General features: G+C 35.5%; 16 protein-coding genes and 2 pseudogenes. 11 read left to right on the top strand and 7 right to left on the bottom strand.

Going from position 1 to position 19260, the window contains the following annotated elements; genetic code table 11:
* Window positions 1-148: 148 nt before the first annotated feature.
* The 3 genes from MW688_RS09800 to MW688_RS09790 all read right to left on the bottom strand — a co-directional run bounded on the left by MW688_RS09800 (window position 149) and on the right by MW688_RS09790 (window position 3174).
* Entirely contained in the window at window positions 149-1402 is a 1254-nt protein-coding gene (locus tag MW688_RS09800; RefSeq protein WP_486735788.1) for a tRNA nucleotidyltransferase/poly(A) polymerase-related protein, read from the bottom strand.
* Between the two features lie 545 nt (window positions 1403-1947).
* Complete coding sequence (locus tag MW688_RS09795; protein WP_486735787.1) at window positions 1948-2340, bottom strand: hypothetical protein; 393 nt, start codon at window positions 2338-2340, stop codon at window positions 1948-1950.
* Window positions 2341-2433: 93 nt separating this feature from the next.
* A complete protein-coding gene (locus MW688_RS09790; RefSeq protein WP_486735786.1) occupies window positions 2434-3174 on the bottom strand; it encodes a TspO/MBR family protein in 741 nt (246 codons plus the stop codon).
* 141 nt (window positions 3175-3315) lie between these two features.
* On the opposite strand from MW688_RS09790, the gene cysE reads away from it, so the two are divergent.
* A complete protein-coding gene (cysE, locus tag MW688_RS09785; RefSeq protein WP_486735785.1) occupies window positions 3316-4041 on the top strand; it encodes a serine O-acetyltransferase in 726 nt (241 codons plus the stop codon).
* Here cysE and MW688_RS09780 read toward each other — a convergent pair.
* Both MW688_RS09780 and MW688_RS09775 read right to left on the bottom strand, forming a co-directional pair.
* Entirely contained in the window at window positions 4038-4622 is a 585-nt protein-coding gene (locus tag MW688_RS09780) for an Npun_F5749 family FMN-dependent PPOX-type flavoprotein (RefSeq protein WP_486735784.1), read from the bottom strand. The genes cysE and MW688_RS09780 overlap by 4 nt on opposite strands.
* Window positions 4623-4640: 18 nt before the next feature.
* Window positions 4641-5696, bottom strand: coding sequence for a Gfo/Idh/MocA family oxidoreductase (locus tag MW688_RS09775; RefSeq protein WP_486735783.1), 1056 nt, complete (start codon window positions 5694-5696; stop codon window positions 4641-4643).
* A 532-nt stretch (window positions 5697-6228) separates the two neighbouring features.
* Between MW688_RS09775 and MW688_RS09770 the strand changes: the two genes are divergently transcribed.
* From MW688_RS09770 to MW688_RS09735, 8 genes and pseudogenes are all read left to right on the top strand, one after another.
* On the top strand, window positions 6229-6996 hold the full coding sequence (locus MW688_RS09770) for a hypothetical protein (protein WP_486735782.1): 768 nt from the start codon (window positions 6229-6231) through the stop codon (window positions 6994-6996).
* 224 nt (window positions 6997-7220) lie between these two features.
* Window positions 7221-8207 (top strand): metal ABC transporter substrate-binding protein, encoded by a 987-nt coding sequence (locus tag MW688_RS09765; protein ID WP_486735781.1) that lies wholly within the window; start codon window positions 7221-7223, stop codon window positions 8205-8207.
* A gap of 156 nt (window positions 8208-8363) precedes the next feature.
* On the top strand, window positions 8364-9149 hold the full coding sequence (locus MW688_RS09760) for a metal ABC transporter ATP-binding protein (RefSeq protein ID WP_486735780.1): 786 nt from the start codon (window positions 8364-8366) through the stop codon (window positions 9147-9149).
* Window positions 9146-10018 carry a metal ABC transporter permease gene (locus MW688_RS09755; protein WP_486735779.1) on the top strand — a complete coding sequence of 291 codons (873 nt, stop codon included), beginning with the start codon at window positions 9146-9148 and terminating at the stop codon, window positions 10016-10018. The genes MW688_RS09760 and MW688_RS09755 overlap by 4 nt, the downstream gene beginning before the upstream one ends.
* 148 nt (window positions 10019-10166) lie before the next feature.
* Window positions 10167-10874: pseudogene (locus tag MW688_RS09750) on the top strand (glycosyltransferase family 2 protein).
* Between the two features lie 272 nt (window positions 10875-11146).
* The gene (locus tag MW688_RS09745; protein ID WP_486735778.1) at window positions 11147-12805 is read left to right on the top strand and encodes a glycosyltransferase family 39 protein; all 1659 of its coding nucleotides are present in this window, start codon (window positions 11147-11149) and stop codon (window positions 12803-12805) included.
* A gap of 35 nt (window positions 12806-12840) precedes the next feature.
* The gene (locus MW688_RS09740; protein ID WP_486735777.1) at window positions 12841-13179 is read left to right on the top strand and encodes a DMT family transporter; all 339 of its coding nucleotides are present in this window, start codon (window positions 12841-12843) and stop codon (window positions 13177-13179) included.
* Between the two features lie 173 nt (window positions 13180-13352).
* Complete coding sequence (locus MW688_RS09735; RefSeq protein WP_486735776.1) at window positions 13353-13766, top strand: bacteriohemerythrin; 414 nt, start codon at window positions 13353-13355, stop codon at window positions 13764-13766.
* A 201-nt stretch (window positions 13767-13967) separates the two neighbouring features.
* Here MW688_RS09735 and MW688_RS09730 read toward each other — a convergent pair whose 3' ends face one another.
* Both MW688_RS09730 and MW688_RS09725 read right to left on the bottom strand, forming a co-directional pair.
* The gene (locus tag MW688_RS09730) at window positions 13968-14201 is read right to left on the bottom strand and encodes a WCX domain-containing protein (protein WP_486735775.1); all 234 of its coding nucleotides are present in this window, start codon (window positions 14199-14201) and stop codon (window positions 13968-13970) included.
* A complete protein-coding gene (locus MW688_RS09725) occupies window positions 14191-14619 on the bottom strand; it encodes a hypothetical protein (protein WP_486735774.1) in 429 nt (142 codons plus the stop codon). The genes MW688_RS09730 and MW688_RS09725 overlap by 11 nt, the downstream gene beginning before the upstream one ends.
* A 191-nt stretch (window positions 14620-14810) precedes the next feature.
* Between MW688_RS09725 and cas6 the strand changes: the two are divergent.
* A pseudogene (gene cas6 / locus MW688_RS09720) lies at window positions 14811-14930 on the top strand (CRISPR system precrRNA processing endoribonuclease RAMP protein Cas6); the annotation flags it as partial.
* Window positions 14931-15993: 1063 nt separating this feature from the next.
* Complete coding sequence (locus MW688_RS09715; protein WP_486735773.1) at window positions 15994-19128, top strand: WGR domain-containing protein; 3135 nt, start codon at window positions 15994-15996, stop codon at window positions 19126-19128.
* Window positions 19129-19260 lie beyond the last annotated feature (132 nt).

Below are 19260 nucleotides of genomic sequence, written 5' to 3'. Positions count from 1 at the left end.
AGAATGTAGAATTGAGAATGTAGAATTGAGAATGTAGAATTAAGAATGTAGAATTAAGAATGTAGAATTGAGAATGTAGAATTGAGAATGTAGAATTGAGAATGTAGAATTGAGAATGCTTATTAATTTGGTGGAGGGACTATAATATCTAATTGGAAAACTCTCCTTTTGGTTTTGTGGCTTGCTGCAATTTATCTTGAGCAAATTCTATAGCTTCTTTTTGATCGCTAATTTTACCTTCTATCTGGGCTATTTGAATTTCTTCAAGCAAGTAACCAATTATAGGACTTGGTTTTAAATCAAAAGAATTAATTAAATCTTTACCTGTGAGCAAACAACGAGGATAGACAACTAAGTCATCAGGATTACTGTAGCGATTTAATAGCATACATATTAACTGATTGTCTATATTTTGAGATAGAGCTACTAAAGCTAATACCGGAAAGTTTTGGCGAATTCTTTGAAAAAAAGAATATTGAAGGCGTAAACTTTGGGCAAAAAATTCTTGTCTCAATTCCGGTAAACATTGGAAGACAGATTTAACTCCAGTAAATACTTCTTTTGGGTATTTGAGTTTAATTAAGCTTGCTTCAGCGGTAATGGGATCATTTCCTACTAATACGGCTAATTTGGCTACAGGGAGGATCTTTTCTTGCCAATTGATTTGTTGCCAACTATGGCTTACTTGAAGTAGAAATAAATCTATTTTAGTCAAATTGTCGATTTTTGCCGGGGTTATCTCCGGTAACCAGAAGGATAACACTCCATCTAACCAAGCTGCTGCTAACCAGTGGTTACCTCTACTAGAACTAAGTAAATAATTTAATTCTGATTGTACTCTTTCTGGGGCAACTTGAGCTAACTTGGGGGCTAGTTTGCTGATTTGACTACGAGTATCAGCTTCAATCTGAAAGTTAAGCTGCGCCGCTTGACGATAAGCCCTAAGTAGACGGAGGGGATCATCTTGGAGATTGGCCCTCTTAATCATTCTCAGTTGTTTTTGCACTAAATCTTTTTTCCCATCAAAAGGATCTACTAAAGCCTGCTGCCTCGGGTTATAGGCGATCGCATTTATGGTGTAGTCTCTACGTCCTAGGTCTTCTTCTATACTTGCCCCCTCTTGAGCTGCAAAATCTACTGTTGTGCCTTTAAATACTACCCTAGCTATTCCCCTGATTTCGTCTAGAATTACAAAGCCTGCGCCGTAGTGTTTAGCGATTTTAGCAGCAAGGGCGCAAGCCTCTTTCTCCACTACGAAATCGAGATCTAGATATTCACTGTTTCTACCCAGTAAAGCATCTCTCACCGCACCGCCTACCAAATAAGTTGAAGGTGGCAACCAATCTAACTGAAAAGGCCACGATTCTGGTAAAAAGGCAGATTGATGATTTTCTCTCATAATTTAATTCTATTTAAAAATTAGGTTCGTAGTTGGACTTTAGTCCCTTAGTACCGTAAGTTACGTGTGCGTTACGCTTGGCGCTAACACACCCTACTGCTCTCATAATTTAATTCTATTTAAAAATTAGGTTCGTAGTTGGACTTTAGTCCCTTAGTACCGTAAGTTACGTGTGCGTTACGCTTGGCGCTAACACACCCTACTGCTCTCATAATTTAATTCTATTTAAAAATTAGGTTCGTAGTTGGACTTTAGTCCCTTAGTACCGTAAGTTACGTGTGCGTTACGCTTGGCGCTAACACACCCTACTGCTCTCATAATTTAATTCTATTTAAAAATTAGGTTCGTAGTTGGACTTTAGTCCCTTAGTACCGTAAGTTACGTGTGCGTTACGCTTGGCGCTAACACACCCTACTGCTACTGCTATACTTGCATCCTCTGGTTCGTAGTTGGACTTTAGTCCCTTAGTATCGCAAAATACATGGTGCGTTACGCTTCGCGCTAACACACCCTACGGCTAGTACCTAAAACCTGACATCTGACACCTATTAAAAGCGAGTTAGAGGTATTTTCCCTCCTTGATTGGTTTCATCACCGTGATTAGTACGAGTCCAGTTTCGATGGTCTCGATATATATCTAAATTAGTAGGTTCTTTGTTTCCTAGTTCTGCGCCTGTTTCTCTGTATGGTGATTCTGGGATAGTATTAGTAGGGGCTCTTCCTCCTATACCCCAGTTATTACTGCGATTAGTTTGTTGTTGTAAATTATTGAGATCTTCTGCTGTCCCTTCATTGAATTCTGGTGGTTCTATTTCCGTAGCTGGTATTGGTGTTCCCTCTGTGGTATTACTGTTAGATTGAGCCAACAGGGGGAGGGGTGCTAATAATGTTAGACTAACCAGAGAGCCTATAGTGTAGTTGAATATTTTTTTGGTAACCATTGATTTTACCAGTATATTGTTACATGAGTAAGGAGTTTCTTCTTAGTTAACTAAGAAGATTGTGCTTAATTCTTACTATCATTATAACCAGAATTAATCACTGTAGATTTTTGTATCTGCAATCATCTTAACAGGATAAAGAGGTTCACTACCATTGAACCGCCAAATGCTGATTACTAAAGCTGTAGCTACAGTCAACCATAGCCAGGAAGGAGCAATAATCAAACCTGCTAAAGGAGAAAAATACCAATAGGTAAGAGTAAGAATCCCTACAGACAGCCAAGGTCCACTAATAACAGCTACAACTCCTGCCCCTAAACGACCTTCTACAGTAAAAATAGTATTCCAAGTATCTCCTACAGCTAAATGGAATACAAAAATCAATAGAGGTATTGCTAGGAAGTTGTGCTGGAATTGTTGCCAAATTAACCAGGTAGAGATTACTCTTAAAACAGCGATCGCCATCCACACTATAGGAAATACGATGGGGGCTGGTGCCCAATCTGGTCTTTTCACTTCACTATAAGTTTTTCGAGAGCGTGTATTATCTAGAGGAGAAAAAATACGGGAGCGAATACTAATCAATGTAAAGAAAGCGATTCCTATTGCCGAAACCAACCAACTTGGTGAAGAACTATTTTCTAATTGTAGCACCAACTGATTAAGACCCCAAAGAGTTAAAACCATCAAGCCTATTTGCAGTAATGTTCCTGCCTTGTAACTCAACAACGCTTGCCAGTCTAGTTGATTAGTTGGTACTGTCTGTTGATTTATACTCTCAGGATTACTATCTGTAGAAACACCCATAATTTTATTAACAAAACTCTCTATCATGTTCAACAAAAGCCATAAGTTTAACAAATCTATTTTACTTAATTATCAAGGTTCGGATTTTTCTATAAATCTGATTATGGAAAATGAACAATTAAACGATAAAATAAAAAATAATTAAGACAACTTAACAGTAGGAAAATCGTGCTATCTCATCTCATTGCTGACTTCCAAATCATTTTTGAAAGAGACCCTGCGGCTCGTAACTGGTTAGAAGTATTATTCTGCTATCCAGGTTTACAAGCATTGTGGTTTCACCGTCTAGCTCATAAACTATATAAGATGGGTACTCCTTTTGTCCCGCGTTTAATTTCCCATATATCTCGCTTGGTCACCGGAATCGAAATTCATCCAGGGGCAGAAATTGGCCAAGGCGTATTCATAGACCACGGTATGGGCGTAGTCATTGGCGAGACAGCAATTATTGGAGATTATTCTCTAATTTATCAAGGTGTGACCCTGGGAGGAACAGGGAAAGAGAGTGGTAAACGCCACCCAACTTTAGGAAATAATGTAGTAGTAGGCGCTGGCGCTAAAGTCTTAGGTAATATTCAAATAGGTAATGATGTACGCATCGGGGCAGGCTCAGTAGTGTTAAGAAATGTTCCTTCTGATTGTACTGTTGTCGGGGTGCCTGGGAGAGTTGTTTATCGCTCGGGAGTGAAGGTTGATCCTTTAGAGCATGGTAATCTACCAGATTCAGAAGCTGCTGTAATTCGTAGTCTAGTTGATAGAATTGAGTCTTTAGAAAAACAGTTAAACCACTTACAAAAGTCCCAAACAGACGAAACCTGTTTAGTAAGTAATTCTTACTGTTGCTCTCTAGAAGATAAGAATATCAGAGAATTTTTAGATGGAACGGGAATCTAAGGATTTACCTCTTGGCAAATCCAATCATTAGCTTCAGTAAGTGTATATAAACGGCGATTTTGTGGTTGACCACGCAAATCTAAATGGTCAACAGCGATCGCATCTAAGAGTAATAAGCAAAAATTATCCAAGGGTTGCTCAACATCTGGTGCTTCTTTTTCAAATTTATGTTCATTTTCATCCCGAGGTTGTTTAGGATGTGGCCAAGCAAACTGAACTCTAGCACTGTCTGAAAGCTTACTCCAACTTAAGTTGCGAGTCAATTGTAACTCGGGATCTTGGGTAGAAGCATCGACGATGATAATTTTCCCACTCAAGCGGAATTGTTCCCGAGTTTTGGGAAAATACCAACAAATCTCTACCCAAGGGTTTAAATTAAGTTCGGGAATCTTATCACTACGACTATCAGTAACTATTTGCAATTGATTGGTATTTTCCCTAAAGGCACGAAATACAACAGTACGATTACGAGGACGCCCATTAGCAGCAATTGTGGCTAATTGTAAATAACGAGCGTTTGGTAAACTACGATTCCGATGTAAAGCGTGACTCAGGGGAGAACGCCAAGAAGCTAAAGACATAATCGATTTTTTAAATTATTAATCCATTACTGGTAATTTACTAGCGGATTGATAATCCCAGTCAGGATGCTTCCATACTTGATTATCTAAAGCCATTTGTTCAATTGTACTAGCTAAACGTAAAGCTTTCAAGGCTTGTTCTCCTCCCACCGAAGGTTGATTGCCACCTCTTACACAATTAACAAAATGCTCTAGTTCGGCATGGAGAGGTTCTATATTAGAAGTATATACTTTTTCAATTAACCCATCTTGACGATAGAGTATTTGTCCATAGTCTGTTGTATAGTTTGCTGTTGTTTGACGATGAATTAGAATATCGTTGTTGAGAAAATCGGCTTCTGTGAGGGAATTTTTACAATGTGCCATAATCCGACGAATTTTCCGATGAGTCACCTTAGAAGCGGTAATTGTTCCCACTAAACCATTAGCAAATTGTAAAATAGCTGTTACATAATCTAAATTACCAGAGGTAAAGGAACTATTACCAGATGCTGTAAGCTTAATTACTGGTGATGGAACTAATTCTAATAAAAGATCTATATCATGAATCATTAAATCTAACACTACTGAGACATCATTGGCCCTATCTGAATATGGACTCATCCGATGTGCTTCTATAGCTAAAATTTCTTCTGTTTTGATGACTTTGCTTAATTCTAAAAAGGCTGGGTTAAAACGTTCAATATGACCTACTTGTAAAATTGCTTGAGATTCTGCTGCCGCATTTACTAATGATTCAGCTTCTTCTATGTTAGCGGCAATGGGCTTTTCGATTAATACATGTACCCCAGCTTGTAAACAGTCTATGCCTACTTGATGATGTAAGCGAGTAGGTACCGCTACACACACTGCATCTACATGAGGTAATAACTCTAAATAACTTTCAAAAAAGCGAATGCGATATTTACTCGCTATATCTAACCCTCTTTCTACATTAATATCAGCTACACCCACTAAGTCTACATCTTTGATTAAACTTAAAACACGAGTGTGATGCTGTCCCATGTTGCCTACGCCAATTACACCAATGCGCAAAGGCTGAGGATTTCTCCATTTATTTGTCGTTGGTTGCATCAGTTTTTTTCACTCCTCCACCATATTTTTTACATTTCGCACTGCTTACTCATCACCACTGTAGATAGTAGCACAAATACCATAAATGTTAAAAATTTTAACATTTTACTGAAAAGATTACTATTTAGGTGTTAAAAAGTTTTAAATAATTTACATCAGTACTCTTGTACTAAATTTTGCTGATTGACAAAATTTACTTTGTCTAGTATTGGCGATGTTTATGCAAACTAACCCCTAACTCAGATCTTGCACCAAAGCCCAAAAGTTGCTGGTTGTGGTTGAGTAATGAGTTTTGAAGTAATGAGTTTTGAAGTAATGAGTAAGAGAATTAATGCTAAGCGCTTAAAAATTGATTCTTCCTTGTCCGCCAATTCTGTAATTTTTAGGAGTACAAGATATGAGAAGGGGGCTTTTCATGATAACTGTAAACATCTATTTGGTCATTGCTATAATTTCTGGCTAGAGAGCGATTAATTAGATAAATCTTAGTGATATACTTTTTAAGTGTATATTTCATAAAAAGGATTTTTTCATGATTAATCAAACGTTTGTCGAGAACTTACAAAAAAATATTGCTAAATTGTTGCTTTTTTGTACTTTGTTCTTAGCCTTGTTCTTACTTTCTCCTGCTACTTCCTTTGCAGATGATTTAGTAGATGATTTGGGTAATTCTGGTTTACAAAATCAAATTGAGGGCAATATCAAACAAGATATTGATAAAACTCAAACAGCAATAGAGAATATCAAAGCTGACATTGAACAATCTGCTGATAAACTAGGTAATCAATTTGATTCTACCACCACACAAATCCAAGGAGAAATTCAAAAAAATATTGGTAAAGCTCAAACAGCAATCAATGATGCAAAACAAGACATGCAACAATCTGCTGATAGAGTAGGCGACCAATTTGATGCTAAAACTAAACAATTCCAAGGAGAACTTCAGAAAGATATCGGTACAGTCGAAGAAACGGGTAATACTTTCAAAGAAGAAATTCAAGAATCCTTTGATAGAGTAAGTGACCAATTTGATGCTACTACTAAACAAATCCAAGGAGAAATTCAGAAAGATATCGGTAATATACAAGAAACCAGTAACAATATAAAAGAAGAAATTCAAGAATCCTTTGATAGAGTAGGTGACCAATTTACTACTAATCCGAAACAAATCCAAGGAGAGATTCAGAAAGATATCGGTAAAATTCAAGAAACAGTTCAAGAAACTGGTAACCAATTAGAAGATAAGACAGAAAACTTCTTTGAATCTATCAGAAATAAGATTCTAGATATTATTAATTAGATAGTTTAATAGTTGTATCTCCAAACAACATTTTTAATTAGCTAAATATTTACAAGAGATAGAAAGAAATAAAACTCCTTCTATCTCTTTATTATTAAGATTTAAACTCCTACTTAACAAAACTTAACATAATTTTCTTTACTCTTGGTGCTGCTAATGAGTACAATTATGAAAAGAATATGAAAAGTAGAAGTAAGAGTAATGGCAATTATACATGATAAAAAATGATAACAAATTTTTTCAAAAAGGGCTATATACTTGCCTTAAGCCTGAGTGTAGGGGTGTGGTTAGGAGGATGTGGCAACACAGAGGTAACCAATCCCACCAACAACACCGAAAATGAAGCAACAGAGGCAAGAGAAACATCTGTAAAGGTAGAAGAAAAAAAGAAAGTGTTGACCACATTTACGATCTTGGCAGATATGGCTCAAAACGTAGGGGGAGACAAACTAATCGTAGAATCTGTAACCAGAATTGGGGCAGAAATTCACGGTTATGAACCGACACCAAGTGACTTGATTAGAGCACAGGATGCCTCGCTGATTTTATATAACGGCATGAATCTAGAACGCTGGTTTGAGCAATTTTTGGGGAATTTAGAAGATGTTCCGGCGGTGATTATCACAGAAGGAATAGAACCAATCGCGATCGCCGAAGGGCCCTATAGTGATAAACCTAATCCCCATGCTTGGATGTCACCGCAAAACGCCTTAATTTATGTGGAGAATATTCGCAAAGCTTTTGTAGAATTAGACCCAGAGAATGCAGACACCTATAATGCTAATGCCGAGGCTTATAGTGAAAAATTGCGAGAAATTGACCAGCAATTACGGGAAGATTTGCAAAAAGTTCCCGAGAATCAGCGCTACCTAGTTAGTTGTGAAGGAGCATTTTCTTATTTAGCTAGAGATTATGGTCTACAAGAGATTTATATTTGGCCAATTAATGCGGAACAACAGTTTACCCCGAAACAGCTACAAACTGTAATTGAAAAAGTAGAAACAAACGATGTCCCAACTATTTTTTGCGAGAGTACCGTCAGCGATGAAGGTCAAAAACAGGTAGCTAAAACTACAGGGGCCAGATTTGGAGGGAATCTCTATGTAGATTCACTTTCTACAGCAGAAGGACCTGTTCCCACCTTTTTAGACTTACTAGAATACGATGTTCGCACAATTACTAATGGTTTACTGGCAGGAAGTAAAAGTTAGTAATTCCCTCTCAGCAGACTAAAAAACGCTATAGCATTTTTCTTTCCTCATGAGGTTGTACCTAACTCTCGGAGCCTCAAAAGGATAACCTTTCTCACCAGTATGAGAATTGCTATATATACCTATTACTCAATATAAAGAAATAAAGAAATAAAGATGAAACAGATAACTTTTCCCCTATCTATTACCGTAGAAAATCTAAATGTGACTTATAGCAATAGGCGTTTAGCACTCTATAACGTCAATTGCCATGTAGAAGCGGGCACAATTACAGGCTTAGTGGGGCCAAATGGTAGCGGGAAATCTACCCTATTTAAATCGATGATGGGTTTTTTACAACCAACTCAAGGAAAAATAGCTATTGGTGGTTTAACTATAAGCGCCGCCCAAAAGAAACAAATTATCGCCTATGTACCCCAATCAGATGAAGTAGATTGGAATTTTCCTATAAGTGTCTACGATGTAGTGATGATGGGTCGTTATGGATATATGAACCTATTGCGGATTCCTGGGGCGAAAGACCGAAGATTAGTGATGGAAAGCATAGAAAGAGTGGGAATGAGTAAATTTCGCCGTCAACAAATCGGAGAACTCTCAGGAGGTCAGAAAAAAAGGGCGTTTTTAGCTAGGGCGCTTGCTCAATCTAGTCAGGTAATTTTACTGGATGAACCTTTTACAGGAGTAGATGTGAAGACCCAAAAGCGCATCATTGATTTGTTGATTGAATTGAAAAACCAAGGACATACTATACTAGTGTCAACTCACGATTTAGGCTCAATTGTGACCTTTTGCGATCGCACAATTCTCCTCAATCAAACTATTTTAGCCCAAGGTAAAACCGAAGAGACCTTTACCGAAGAAAACTTAATGATGACCTTTGGCGGCTTGCCTGTATCTAGTTTACGCCAAATGACCTCAACTAATTTTGGAGAATCATCATGATTGATATCTGGAATTGGATAGTCGAACCTTTACAATACGGATTTATGGTCAAGGCTATTTGGGTTAGTGCCTTTGTGGGTTTAGTTTGTGCTGTCTTATCTTGTTATATCACCCTCAAAGGTTGGTCATTGATGGGTGATGCTGTTTCCCACGCCGTTGTGCCTGGAGTGGTGGTCGCTTATGCCCTTAATATTCCCTTTGCTATAGGTGCCTTTTTGTTTGGTTTTGGTGCTACTGTGGCCATTGGTTATGTTAAGTCTAAAACTCGTCTCAAGGAAGATGCTGTAATTGGGGTGGTCTTTACTGGTTTTTTTGCTTTGGGTTTAGTTTTAATTACCAAAATTCCTAGTAATGTAGATCTTTTTCATATTCTTTTTGGCAATGTCTTAGGTATTTCCCAAGAAGATATTATTCAAACTGTTATTGCTGGAAGTATTACTCTGGTGGTAATTTTGTTGCGTCGTAAAGATTTACTCCTGTTTTGTTTTGACCCTAACCACGCTAAAGCTATAGGTCTCAATACTCAAATTATGTACTATACTTTACTGTCTTTACTAGCTTTAACTATTGTGACTGCCTTGCAGACAGCAGGTATAATATTAGTAATTGCTATGTTGGTGACACCAGGATCTATCGCCTATTTATTGAGCGATCGCTTTGATTATATGCTCTTAATCTCTACAGCTAGTAGTGTTTTTGCCTGTGTATTGGGAACTTATTTAAGTTATCATCTCGATATTTCTACCGGGGGTTCAATTGTGGTGGTGTTAACTCTTATTTTCCTGGTAGCAATGTTTTTTGCTCCTAAGTATGGCATATTTGCTTACAAGCTGCAACAATTTATTTCTAACCCAGATTCTAAACTTTAAAAAAAAGACTAAAATAAAACAACACTGGTTTATTTATTACAAATAATTAATTTTTACTTAAACTTACCCCTACCATAGCTTAAGGGATGATAACCTTGATTTAAGCACAAGATTTTTTTACTATTTTTTCCCACATCAAAAAGTAAGTATGGGAATTGGGTATTTTATGAAATTATCAGTTATAATCCCCTGCTTTAATGAAGTTAACACTGTAGAAAAAGTTATCAAAGCAGTGAAATCTTCTCCTATTCAAAATATAGAAATTATCGTTATAGATGATTTTTCTACTGATGGAACTCGGTAATTACTAAAAAACTCTCTAGAAGCTATTCTGGATAGAGTTATCTATCATGACAAAAACTATGGAAAGGGCGCAGCATTAAGAAGTGGCTTTAGAGTAGCAACTGGAGATATTGTAATAATTCAGGATGCTGATTTAGAATACGATCCTCAAGAATATCCGATAATGATTAATCCTATTATTAATGATAAAGCTGATGTGGTGTACGGATCTCGTTTTCAAGGTAGTTATCCTAAAAGGGTTGTTTACTATTGGCATAGAGTAGGTAACGGATTTTTGACTACTTTATCCAATATTTTTACTAATATTAATTTAACAGATATGGAAACTTGTTATAAAGCATTTCGTAGAGAAATTATTCAGTCTATAGATTTAAAAGAATCAAGATTCGGTTTTGAGCCAGAGGTAACGGCCAAAGTAGCTAAATTGGATTGCCGTATTTATGAAGTAGGTATTTCCTATTATGGTCGCACTTACAAAGAAGGTAAAAAAATTAACTGGAAAGACGGATTTCAAGCAATTTTCTGCATTCTAAAATATAACCTTTTTGCCTAATTATCAAAATTATGTTAGCTTTTATTGTTCTAATTTCTTTGGTATTAAATTTACTAATTATTCATCTTAATACACCAATAAGAGAAACAAAAGATATACAAGTCAGTATTTTAAAATGTTTACTAATCAATGGTTTAATATTTATTATATCCACTGAAATGCTGAGTTTGTTTAATGAGTTGACAAGAACATCCATAATTATAATGTGGAGTTTAATACTACTTGGACAACTTGTTTATATTTTGAGAGTCAAAAGAAAATTTAATAGATATATGAAAATATACCTATTAAAAGGCAAAGAAATTGTATCCAGCGATAAAATTTCTCTAGATGGGGCAATTAGTATAGTTGGAATTATCTTGATTTTATTAATATGTCTGATTATTGCTATTTTAGCGCCGCCTAATAATTATGACTCTATGACTTACCACATGCCTAGAGTTATGCACTGGATTCAAAATCAAAATGTTAATCACTACCCTTCTGGTAATTTACGTCAAATTTCTTTTCAACCGGGAGTATCTTATATTGTTACTCATTTACAACTACTAGCAGGCGGTGACTATTTTGCCAATATTGTCCAGTGGATAGCATTGGGAGGATGTGCTATAGGAGTATTTCTACTAACCTGTTGTATCAGTCCAAAAGGAGGGATGATTGCAGCAGTTTTCTGTGTCACTATACCTATGGCAATTATGCAGTCCACAACTACTCAAAATGACTTAACCACTGCCTTATGGTTAGTTTGTTATGCTTATTTTATTTTTAGGAAAGAAATTTATCATAAATGGGATATTTTTTGGCTAGGATCTAGCTTAGGATTGGCCATAGTATCTAAAGCAACCGCTATGATTTATGGTATACCCTTGTCTTTGGTATTAGCTTGGAGAATATTCAAAAATGAAAAAAATAAATATAGTATCAAGATTATTAAAATAATTTTAATTAACTTTTTAGCTCTGGTACCTTCTTTACCACATTTTATCAGAAACTTTATGACTTTTGGTGATTTTTTGGGCATAGATACAGGTACGAGGGTAATTGAGCCTAATTTGATTACCTTCACATCTAATTTCTTAAGAAATACTGCTTTAAATATACCTTGGTCTCCTTTTTGGTTAGGGGTTAATAAAATACATTCTTTTTTATCTATAGATATTGATAACCCGAATGCTACTATAGGCAGTTTTAAGACTTTTATTGATCAGCAAATTTATCATTTGTTTATTATCCCTCATGAAGATTTAGTTGGCAATTTTTTACATTTAATGCTTATTTTATTGTGTTCATCAATTATTTTTAGGAAAAAAGCTCGGGAAAAAGCTAATTTTGTCAATTATATTCAATTATTATTTATAATAGTTTCCTGTTATCTTTTATTTAATTATTTAATTAAGTGGATGGAATGGAATAATAGACTGTTATTACCAATTTTTGTCCTAGCTTCTCCTCTAGTTGGATATGTCATTGATAATTATTTAACTAAGTTTCTGAAAATTATTATAGTCACTCTACTAGTAGCTTCTGGTTTATTTTATAGTCTTACTCCTCTTCATCGTCCTTTAATTACTCTTCCTCCTTTAGTAGTTGATCAATCATCAAGTTCAATCTTAACTTTAGACCGAGAAGAAATTTACTATGCTGGTTTAGGGGAATCTGGTAAAGATAGAAAACTTTTTTATAATGAACTTGCTAAATTTTTAGCTCAATATAATTGTAATTATATAGGTTTTCAGCAATCAGGTGATGAGCTAGAATATCAATTTTGGGTTGCTTTATTATCTCAAAATCCTGAGGTGAATCTCAAACATATAAGAATAGAGAATGTTTCTAACCAATTAAAACCAGAATTTGAGGACGAATTATTATGTGCTATAGTTTTTAAAGAAAATAATCAATGGAATTTTCTACCTATGTTTAAAGTTAATTAAATAATTTCTACCATCACTTACCATCAATTAATCTCATGAAAAATTACCTATTATTACCTTTTTTAATCTTGATGACCATCATCTTAAATACAGTAGCCCAAACCTTGTTAAAATTTGGAGTGGGGCAAAATATCTTATATCTCATGGGTGGTTTGTTTACCTATGGGATTAGTAGTATTTTTTATATTCTTGTTTTAGGTAAATTTAATCTCTCCGTGGCTTATCCAATAGTTATAGGTTTAACTATGGTGGCTACTACTTTGTGTGGAGTATTTTTATTTAAAGAAAGAGTTTCCTCTATTCATTGGATTGGAATCGGCTTAATTCTTAGTGGTGTTTACGCTATAATTTTAAGCAGAGATGTTTCAGGATAATCAATTCATTTTTTAACCCATCAAAAGTAGTAAGTAACACAAGCTTTAAAATAAAAAGAATCGTCGGCTTCTAACTTGCATATATTGCAATCCTTGTTTAGTAAGAAATGGGGAAGTCTGGGAAGTTTGTCAAGAAATAGTGAGTTAAAATAGAAATAAATACATACAAGAAAATGCAAAAATTTACTTGGGATGATTCTTTAAAAACTGGTGTGCCTTCAATAGATATACAGCACAAAGAACTAATTTTTACTTTTAACGACCTTTCAGAGGCAATTGAAGCGGGAAAAGATGCCACGAAAATTAAAAAGCTGTTAATATTTTTACAATTTTACACAGAATGGCATTTTCAACAGGAAGAAAAATGTGCCTTTGAACATAAATGCGCGATCGCTGAAACTAATAAACAAGCCCATCATCAATTTATGGAAATCTTTACTAATCTGAGTAGAGAATACCGAGAAAGTGGCGCTAGTGAAGAAATTGCCATTAAAGTACATCAACAACTATCTGATTGGTTAGTAAATCATATCTTAAAAATTGATACTCAAATTGGCCATTGTGTTGGACAAGCTTGCCACAACTAGACTCAGATCTTGCATCTGTATCACTCATTTACTTGTGGATGAATAATGAGTAATGAGTAATGAGTAATGAGTAATGAGTAATGAGTAATGAGTAAAAGAATTGATCCTAACCACTTAAAAATTGATTTTCGCCTGTGGGCCTATTTAGTACTTTTTTAGGAGTGCAAGATATGAGTAGAGGTATTATTGCTCTTGATTTAATTAAAGTACCGAGCGCTCATCTTCATCAATATACTTATCATAAGCGTTTTTTAATTCCTCTTTGATATCATTTCTTAACCATTGTGGTGTTAAAACCTCAGCATTAGCACCATATTTTAATATTCTTTGACGAAACCAAAACACACAGTCTTCTCTGGTTTCAATAATTACAAATTTACCTTCCTCATTTTTTTCTTTGATTCTCTCTTGTTTACGTCGTGGTTTATATAGCAAGCTCGCCAATAGATGTTGACAAAAATGATGAAAAGCCCCCCTTAGTAAGGGGGGTTGGGGGGAAAAGTTTGTGATCAATGTTGTTAACACCACTGCGGTCACTGCTATAGTTTCTGAGAGGACCAGAAAGGCGATATTCTATGTCAATTGTGGGAAATGGATAAAGCCAGCGAGTAGAAGTGCATACATTGACTTTGAGGATTTTATCTACCCGAAACAAATAATTATTCTGTACTTTATCTTTTTTATTCTTATCAATAAATGGTGGATTAGGAATATAACTAAATAAATAGATGGTGCCATCATGAAGGCGTAATTCTGAGCGATCTAAATCCCAGAGAGTTTGTTCTCCTTTAGTAGTTTTGTAGTTAATAGTGAAACTGCATTGTTGTTTAATGTTGTGTTTTAATTGTTGCAAAATTTCCGTGATTTGGCGATCGCTCCTTCTCTCCCAGAAGTTTTATGATTTTTATGGCTAAGGCTATTTGATTCGATTTAGCAGGCATACATAATAGGATAATTTTGGTGGACGGTGGGTGAAAAAATTCATTTATATTTTAGATATTATCATTTTGTGATAACACGGCTAATTGTTGGGATGAATATCAAGCCAGAATTGCCTCAATCTTAGCTCAATTTGCTTTCTATGCTGGTGTAGGAAGAAAAACTAGTATGGGTATGGGACAAACTCAGTTACAAGTTGATAAAATGGAGTATTCTAATGACTGATGATTATTTACCTTTAGCTTATTTAAATGCCTTTGAATATTGCCCTACTCATATCTTCCACCAGAACTTATGTACTAATTTTTCAGGAAAAATGTTCTTTATGGTTAATTCTCTATAATCTTTGTCTCCTAAGGGTTTAACATCAATTCTTTTACTCATAACTTCTTACTTCAAGACTTCAAGACTTCAAGATTCATCCACCAGTAGCTTTTGCTAAAGGTGGAAGATCTGAGTAGGAGTGCGATCGCCAAAGCCCATAGTTTAAGTAGAAGTTTTAATACAACCCAGAGAAGATTCTGTAAGAATTTATGTACTTGATGCGGGAGCAGTTCGTAAAACCTTAACCTATGGTTCAGAAAAACCTCAACAAATCGATACAATTATTTTGTAATTGAGTTTGATTGTGTTATTATTTTTCTGACGGCTCGAAGCGAGGTCAAAATCCCCGGGCTCCAGTCAAAATCCCAGAACCTTGACAAATCAATACTTTTCGTATTTTAACTTGTTTGTGTTAATTGTTGTTTCAGTGGCTGAAACCCTAGTTTTTAATTCCCCCGTCAGAATCCTATGCTTTATAAGCAACTCACCAAACCCTTGTATAGCAGGGAGCACCGGAGCACGGTCGCAGGGAGAGGGATTTTAAGTAAAATTACTTAAGTTGTGGATAAAATGTATATTACTATACATTATTTTCTTAAACAAAATCTGAAAAAGCACAGAATCATAAGTTGGTGTTTTTGTCAAGTTTTATGTTAAGAAAGATGTTTATAAAGGATAGGTCAGAATCGGGTATGGAGTTATTGTCAAATCTAGTTCCTGGCTTTCAGAGTTTCCAATTAATGAATCCTAGAAATGGGATTGAAACAACGCATTGCCTTAGGGATTTGGGGAGAATAAAGAGTTTCCAATTAATGAATCCTAGAAATGGGATTGAAACATAGCCAATCATATTAGATACTTAACAGCTTATTGACATTGACTAAAAAATCAAGTAAAATTGAGGCAATACTTTAATACTCATAAAATTTGAGCATACAAAATCTGTAGCTACAGGCGCTAGAAAATGAAATTAGCAAAAAGAGTGACTCTGCATTATCAGGCTGGCAATTCCGATAAGATTTATGAGGTGGATTTGTGTCAAATGTCTGAAGATAAGTACATAGTTAACTTTCGCTATGGAAGACGTGGTAAGAACTTAAAAGAAGGAAGTAAAACAGTTCAAGCTGTATCTTTAGCCGAAGCAGAAAAAATCTTTGATAAGCTAATTGCAGATAAAAAAAAGAAAGGCTACCAAGATATCGATAATTTAACAGCAGGGAATGTAACAGAATCTACAGATACCCCAGCAAATGTAACTGTTACCAGTAAAGACCCACGACATCAAGCAATTATTAATCGCTTAGCACAACAAAATGGAACAAATTGGCCATTAGATAGAGTAATATGGCGTGCAGGAGAGTTAAAAATAAGAGAAGCTGTACCTTTTTTAATTAACTTAATAGGCACAGGAGAACCCTTAAGAGATTATTGTATAGCTTGGGCTTTGGGTAAATGTGGAGATAAAAATGCTATTTCTGAGTTGATAAAATTAGCAAAAGACAAATCTCAACCAGAACATATTAAGCGTATTGCTTGGGAAGCAATGTATAAACTATCTGAAGAAAAAGAGCGCCAAAAATTGCGCCTAGAGAAAATAAACGAACTTCCCCTCCCTTTAAAAGATTTAGCTCAAAATGGACCAACAGAAACTTTTGAAACAGCATTACAAGGCTATTTAGATACTAAAGATTACAAACCATTTCAAGTTATTGATACACTATATCAGATTGATAACGAGTATATTCGCCCTACACTATTAAAAATAGTCAAAGAAGCACCTTTACAAGCTAACTACTTTAAACAATTGCGCCATATTTTTAAGATGGCGGAGTATCGTGGTGATGGTGAGGTTTTTGGTATTTTGGCTTATCGCTTTGAGAAACAAGAGGGAAACTTTAATAATAGAAGCTATGGAGTTCGTCTCTCAAATGGGGATTATATATACTCAATTAAAGAAGAAATAAAACGTCCTCAGTCAAAATTAGCCTATAGCCGACAAACTCGGGAATACTTAAGAAAGAGAGTGTGGCGTACATTAAAAACTCTAGGAGAAGAAAAAGAATCTGATTATGTGAAATTAGCAACAAATGTTTTATTACAGTATAGTGATAGTGATGGAGAAAGAGCTTATGAATCTAGAAGGACTAGACACAGCTATAACAGAGAAACTCGCAGATACGATTATCATTCATATCATTTTCAATTCGATAAATATGCCACTCGCATTATCTTAAATCATATACTCTACGAAAATAGTCCTCGTTATGAATCCCATCCTAAAGCTTGGCGTTGCAAGGGAGAATACAAACCAGGGGATGCTATCCCCCAAGTTAGAGAAGAAGCATTTCCTCAATTATGGAATCAACAACCATCAGCTTTATTAAGACTGTTAGTAGAAAGTAAATGCTTACCTGTACAAGAGTTTGCGGTTAAAGCCATCCAAGAGAATCAAGAATATTGCCACAGTTTAGATGTTGTTACTATCATGCAACTGTTGAGGACACCCTATGAAATTACCACAGAATTTGCTTTTAATCTGGCTTGCAGTAAATATAATCCTCAATTACCAAATCGTGAATTAGTTTTAGTAGTAGCTAACTGTATATTAAGTCATGCTAGACAACAAGCTTATCAGTGGATTGAAGCACAACGAGAATACTTTTTTGAAGAAAGTGACTTTATTGCAGGTTTAGTTACTAGCTTACAACCAGATACCCGCGCTTTTGCTCGTAAATTGTTAAGTTCGTCGATTTTAAACCAAGCAACAGCACAAGTCTTGATAATTCGTATCATTACCACATTGTTAGATTTTGACGAGACTCAACAGGAGATAGTCGCAGAAATCAACGAAACTTTGTTGTTGAGCTTTACTCCCGAACTGCGTAAATTAGGATTAAAGGTAATTTTAGATTTATTAGACCATCCTCTACCAGAAATACAAGTATTAGGGGCAAGAATATTACTCAATCACGAAATTCCAGCCAGCAAATTACCATCAGATTTAATTGAATCTCTATTATCTTCTCCATACGACTCAGTAAGAAGTGTTGGCATTAGAATTTTTGGACAACTACCAGACGAAAGACTAATCCAAGATCGCATTTTTATAATTGCTATGGCAGTTAATTCCAGTCCAGATATTCGTCAAGCAATTCGTCCGATAATTGAGCGTTTAGGACAAAATTATCCCGAAATTAGTTATGAAATCGCAATTGACTTGATTGACCTCTTAACTGAGCCGGAAAGACATCAAGGAGTACACAAAGATTTAAAAGTAATCTTATGCTCTCAAATGATGCCTAATTGGATAAATCGTCTTCCCCTAGACAAAACTATAGCTTTAATAGGTGCTAAATCACCTGTGGCACAAGAATTAGGGGGCATCACCTTACAAGCAAATAGTCAATCTTGGTGGTCAGAATTGGAAGCCAATCAATTAGTTAAATTTGCCAATCACGAAATTCTAGCAATTCGTCAAGCAGCATGGCAAATGATGGAGTTAAAACTAGATAGTATTCGCCATGATGAAGATGAAATGGTTTCAGCGGTGAAAATGTTAGAGGCAAAATGGGAAGATTCCCAAGAATTTGCCCAATCCTTGTTTAATAAGCTAAATAATGAGGATTGGACACCCAAGATAATGATTGGAGTTTGTGACAGCACAAAAGAAGATGTACGTCGCTTTGGGAGAGATATCGTAACCAGTAATTTTAAAGAAGAATATGGACAAGAATATCTATTGAAATTTAGCGAACATCCCAGTGCAGATATGCAGATGTTTGTTACCAATTATCTAGAAACTTATGCAGAAGATGATGAGGAAAGATTGAAACAATTAGTACCTTATTTTGTGACAGTTTTATCAGGAGTGAATAAGGGTAGTGTGGCGAAACAGAGAATTTTTCAGTTTTTAGAAGGAGAGGCTAATAAAAATGAAGTTATAGCAAAAATTGTAGCAGAAGTACTAACTAGACAATCTGCGACTATGGCGATCGCCGACAAGGCAAAAGCGATTCAAATTATGTTGAGAATCAAGAAACAGTATCCCAATATTGAGATGCCGATTCAGGTTAAACAGGTTACGGAAGTGAGGAGTTAATTATTTTCAATACTAAAGCTTAAAAGTTTCTCTAAAAAGCTCCCCCTCTCTCCCTACTCCCTACTCCCTGCTCCCTACTCCCTGCTCCCTGCTCCCTGCTCCCTGCTCCCTGCTCCCTGCTCCCTGCTCCCT

Source organism: Johannesbaptistia floridana, assembly GCF_057440575.1.
This window is presented reverse-complemented; position numbering and strand designations above follow the sequence as displayed.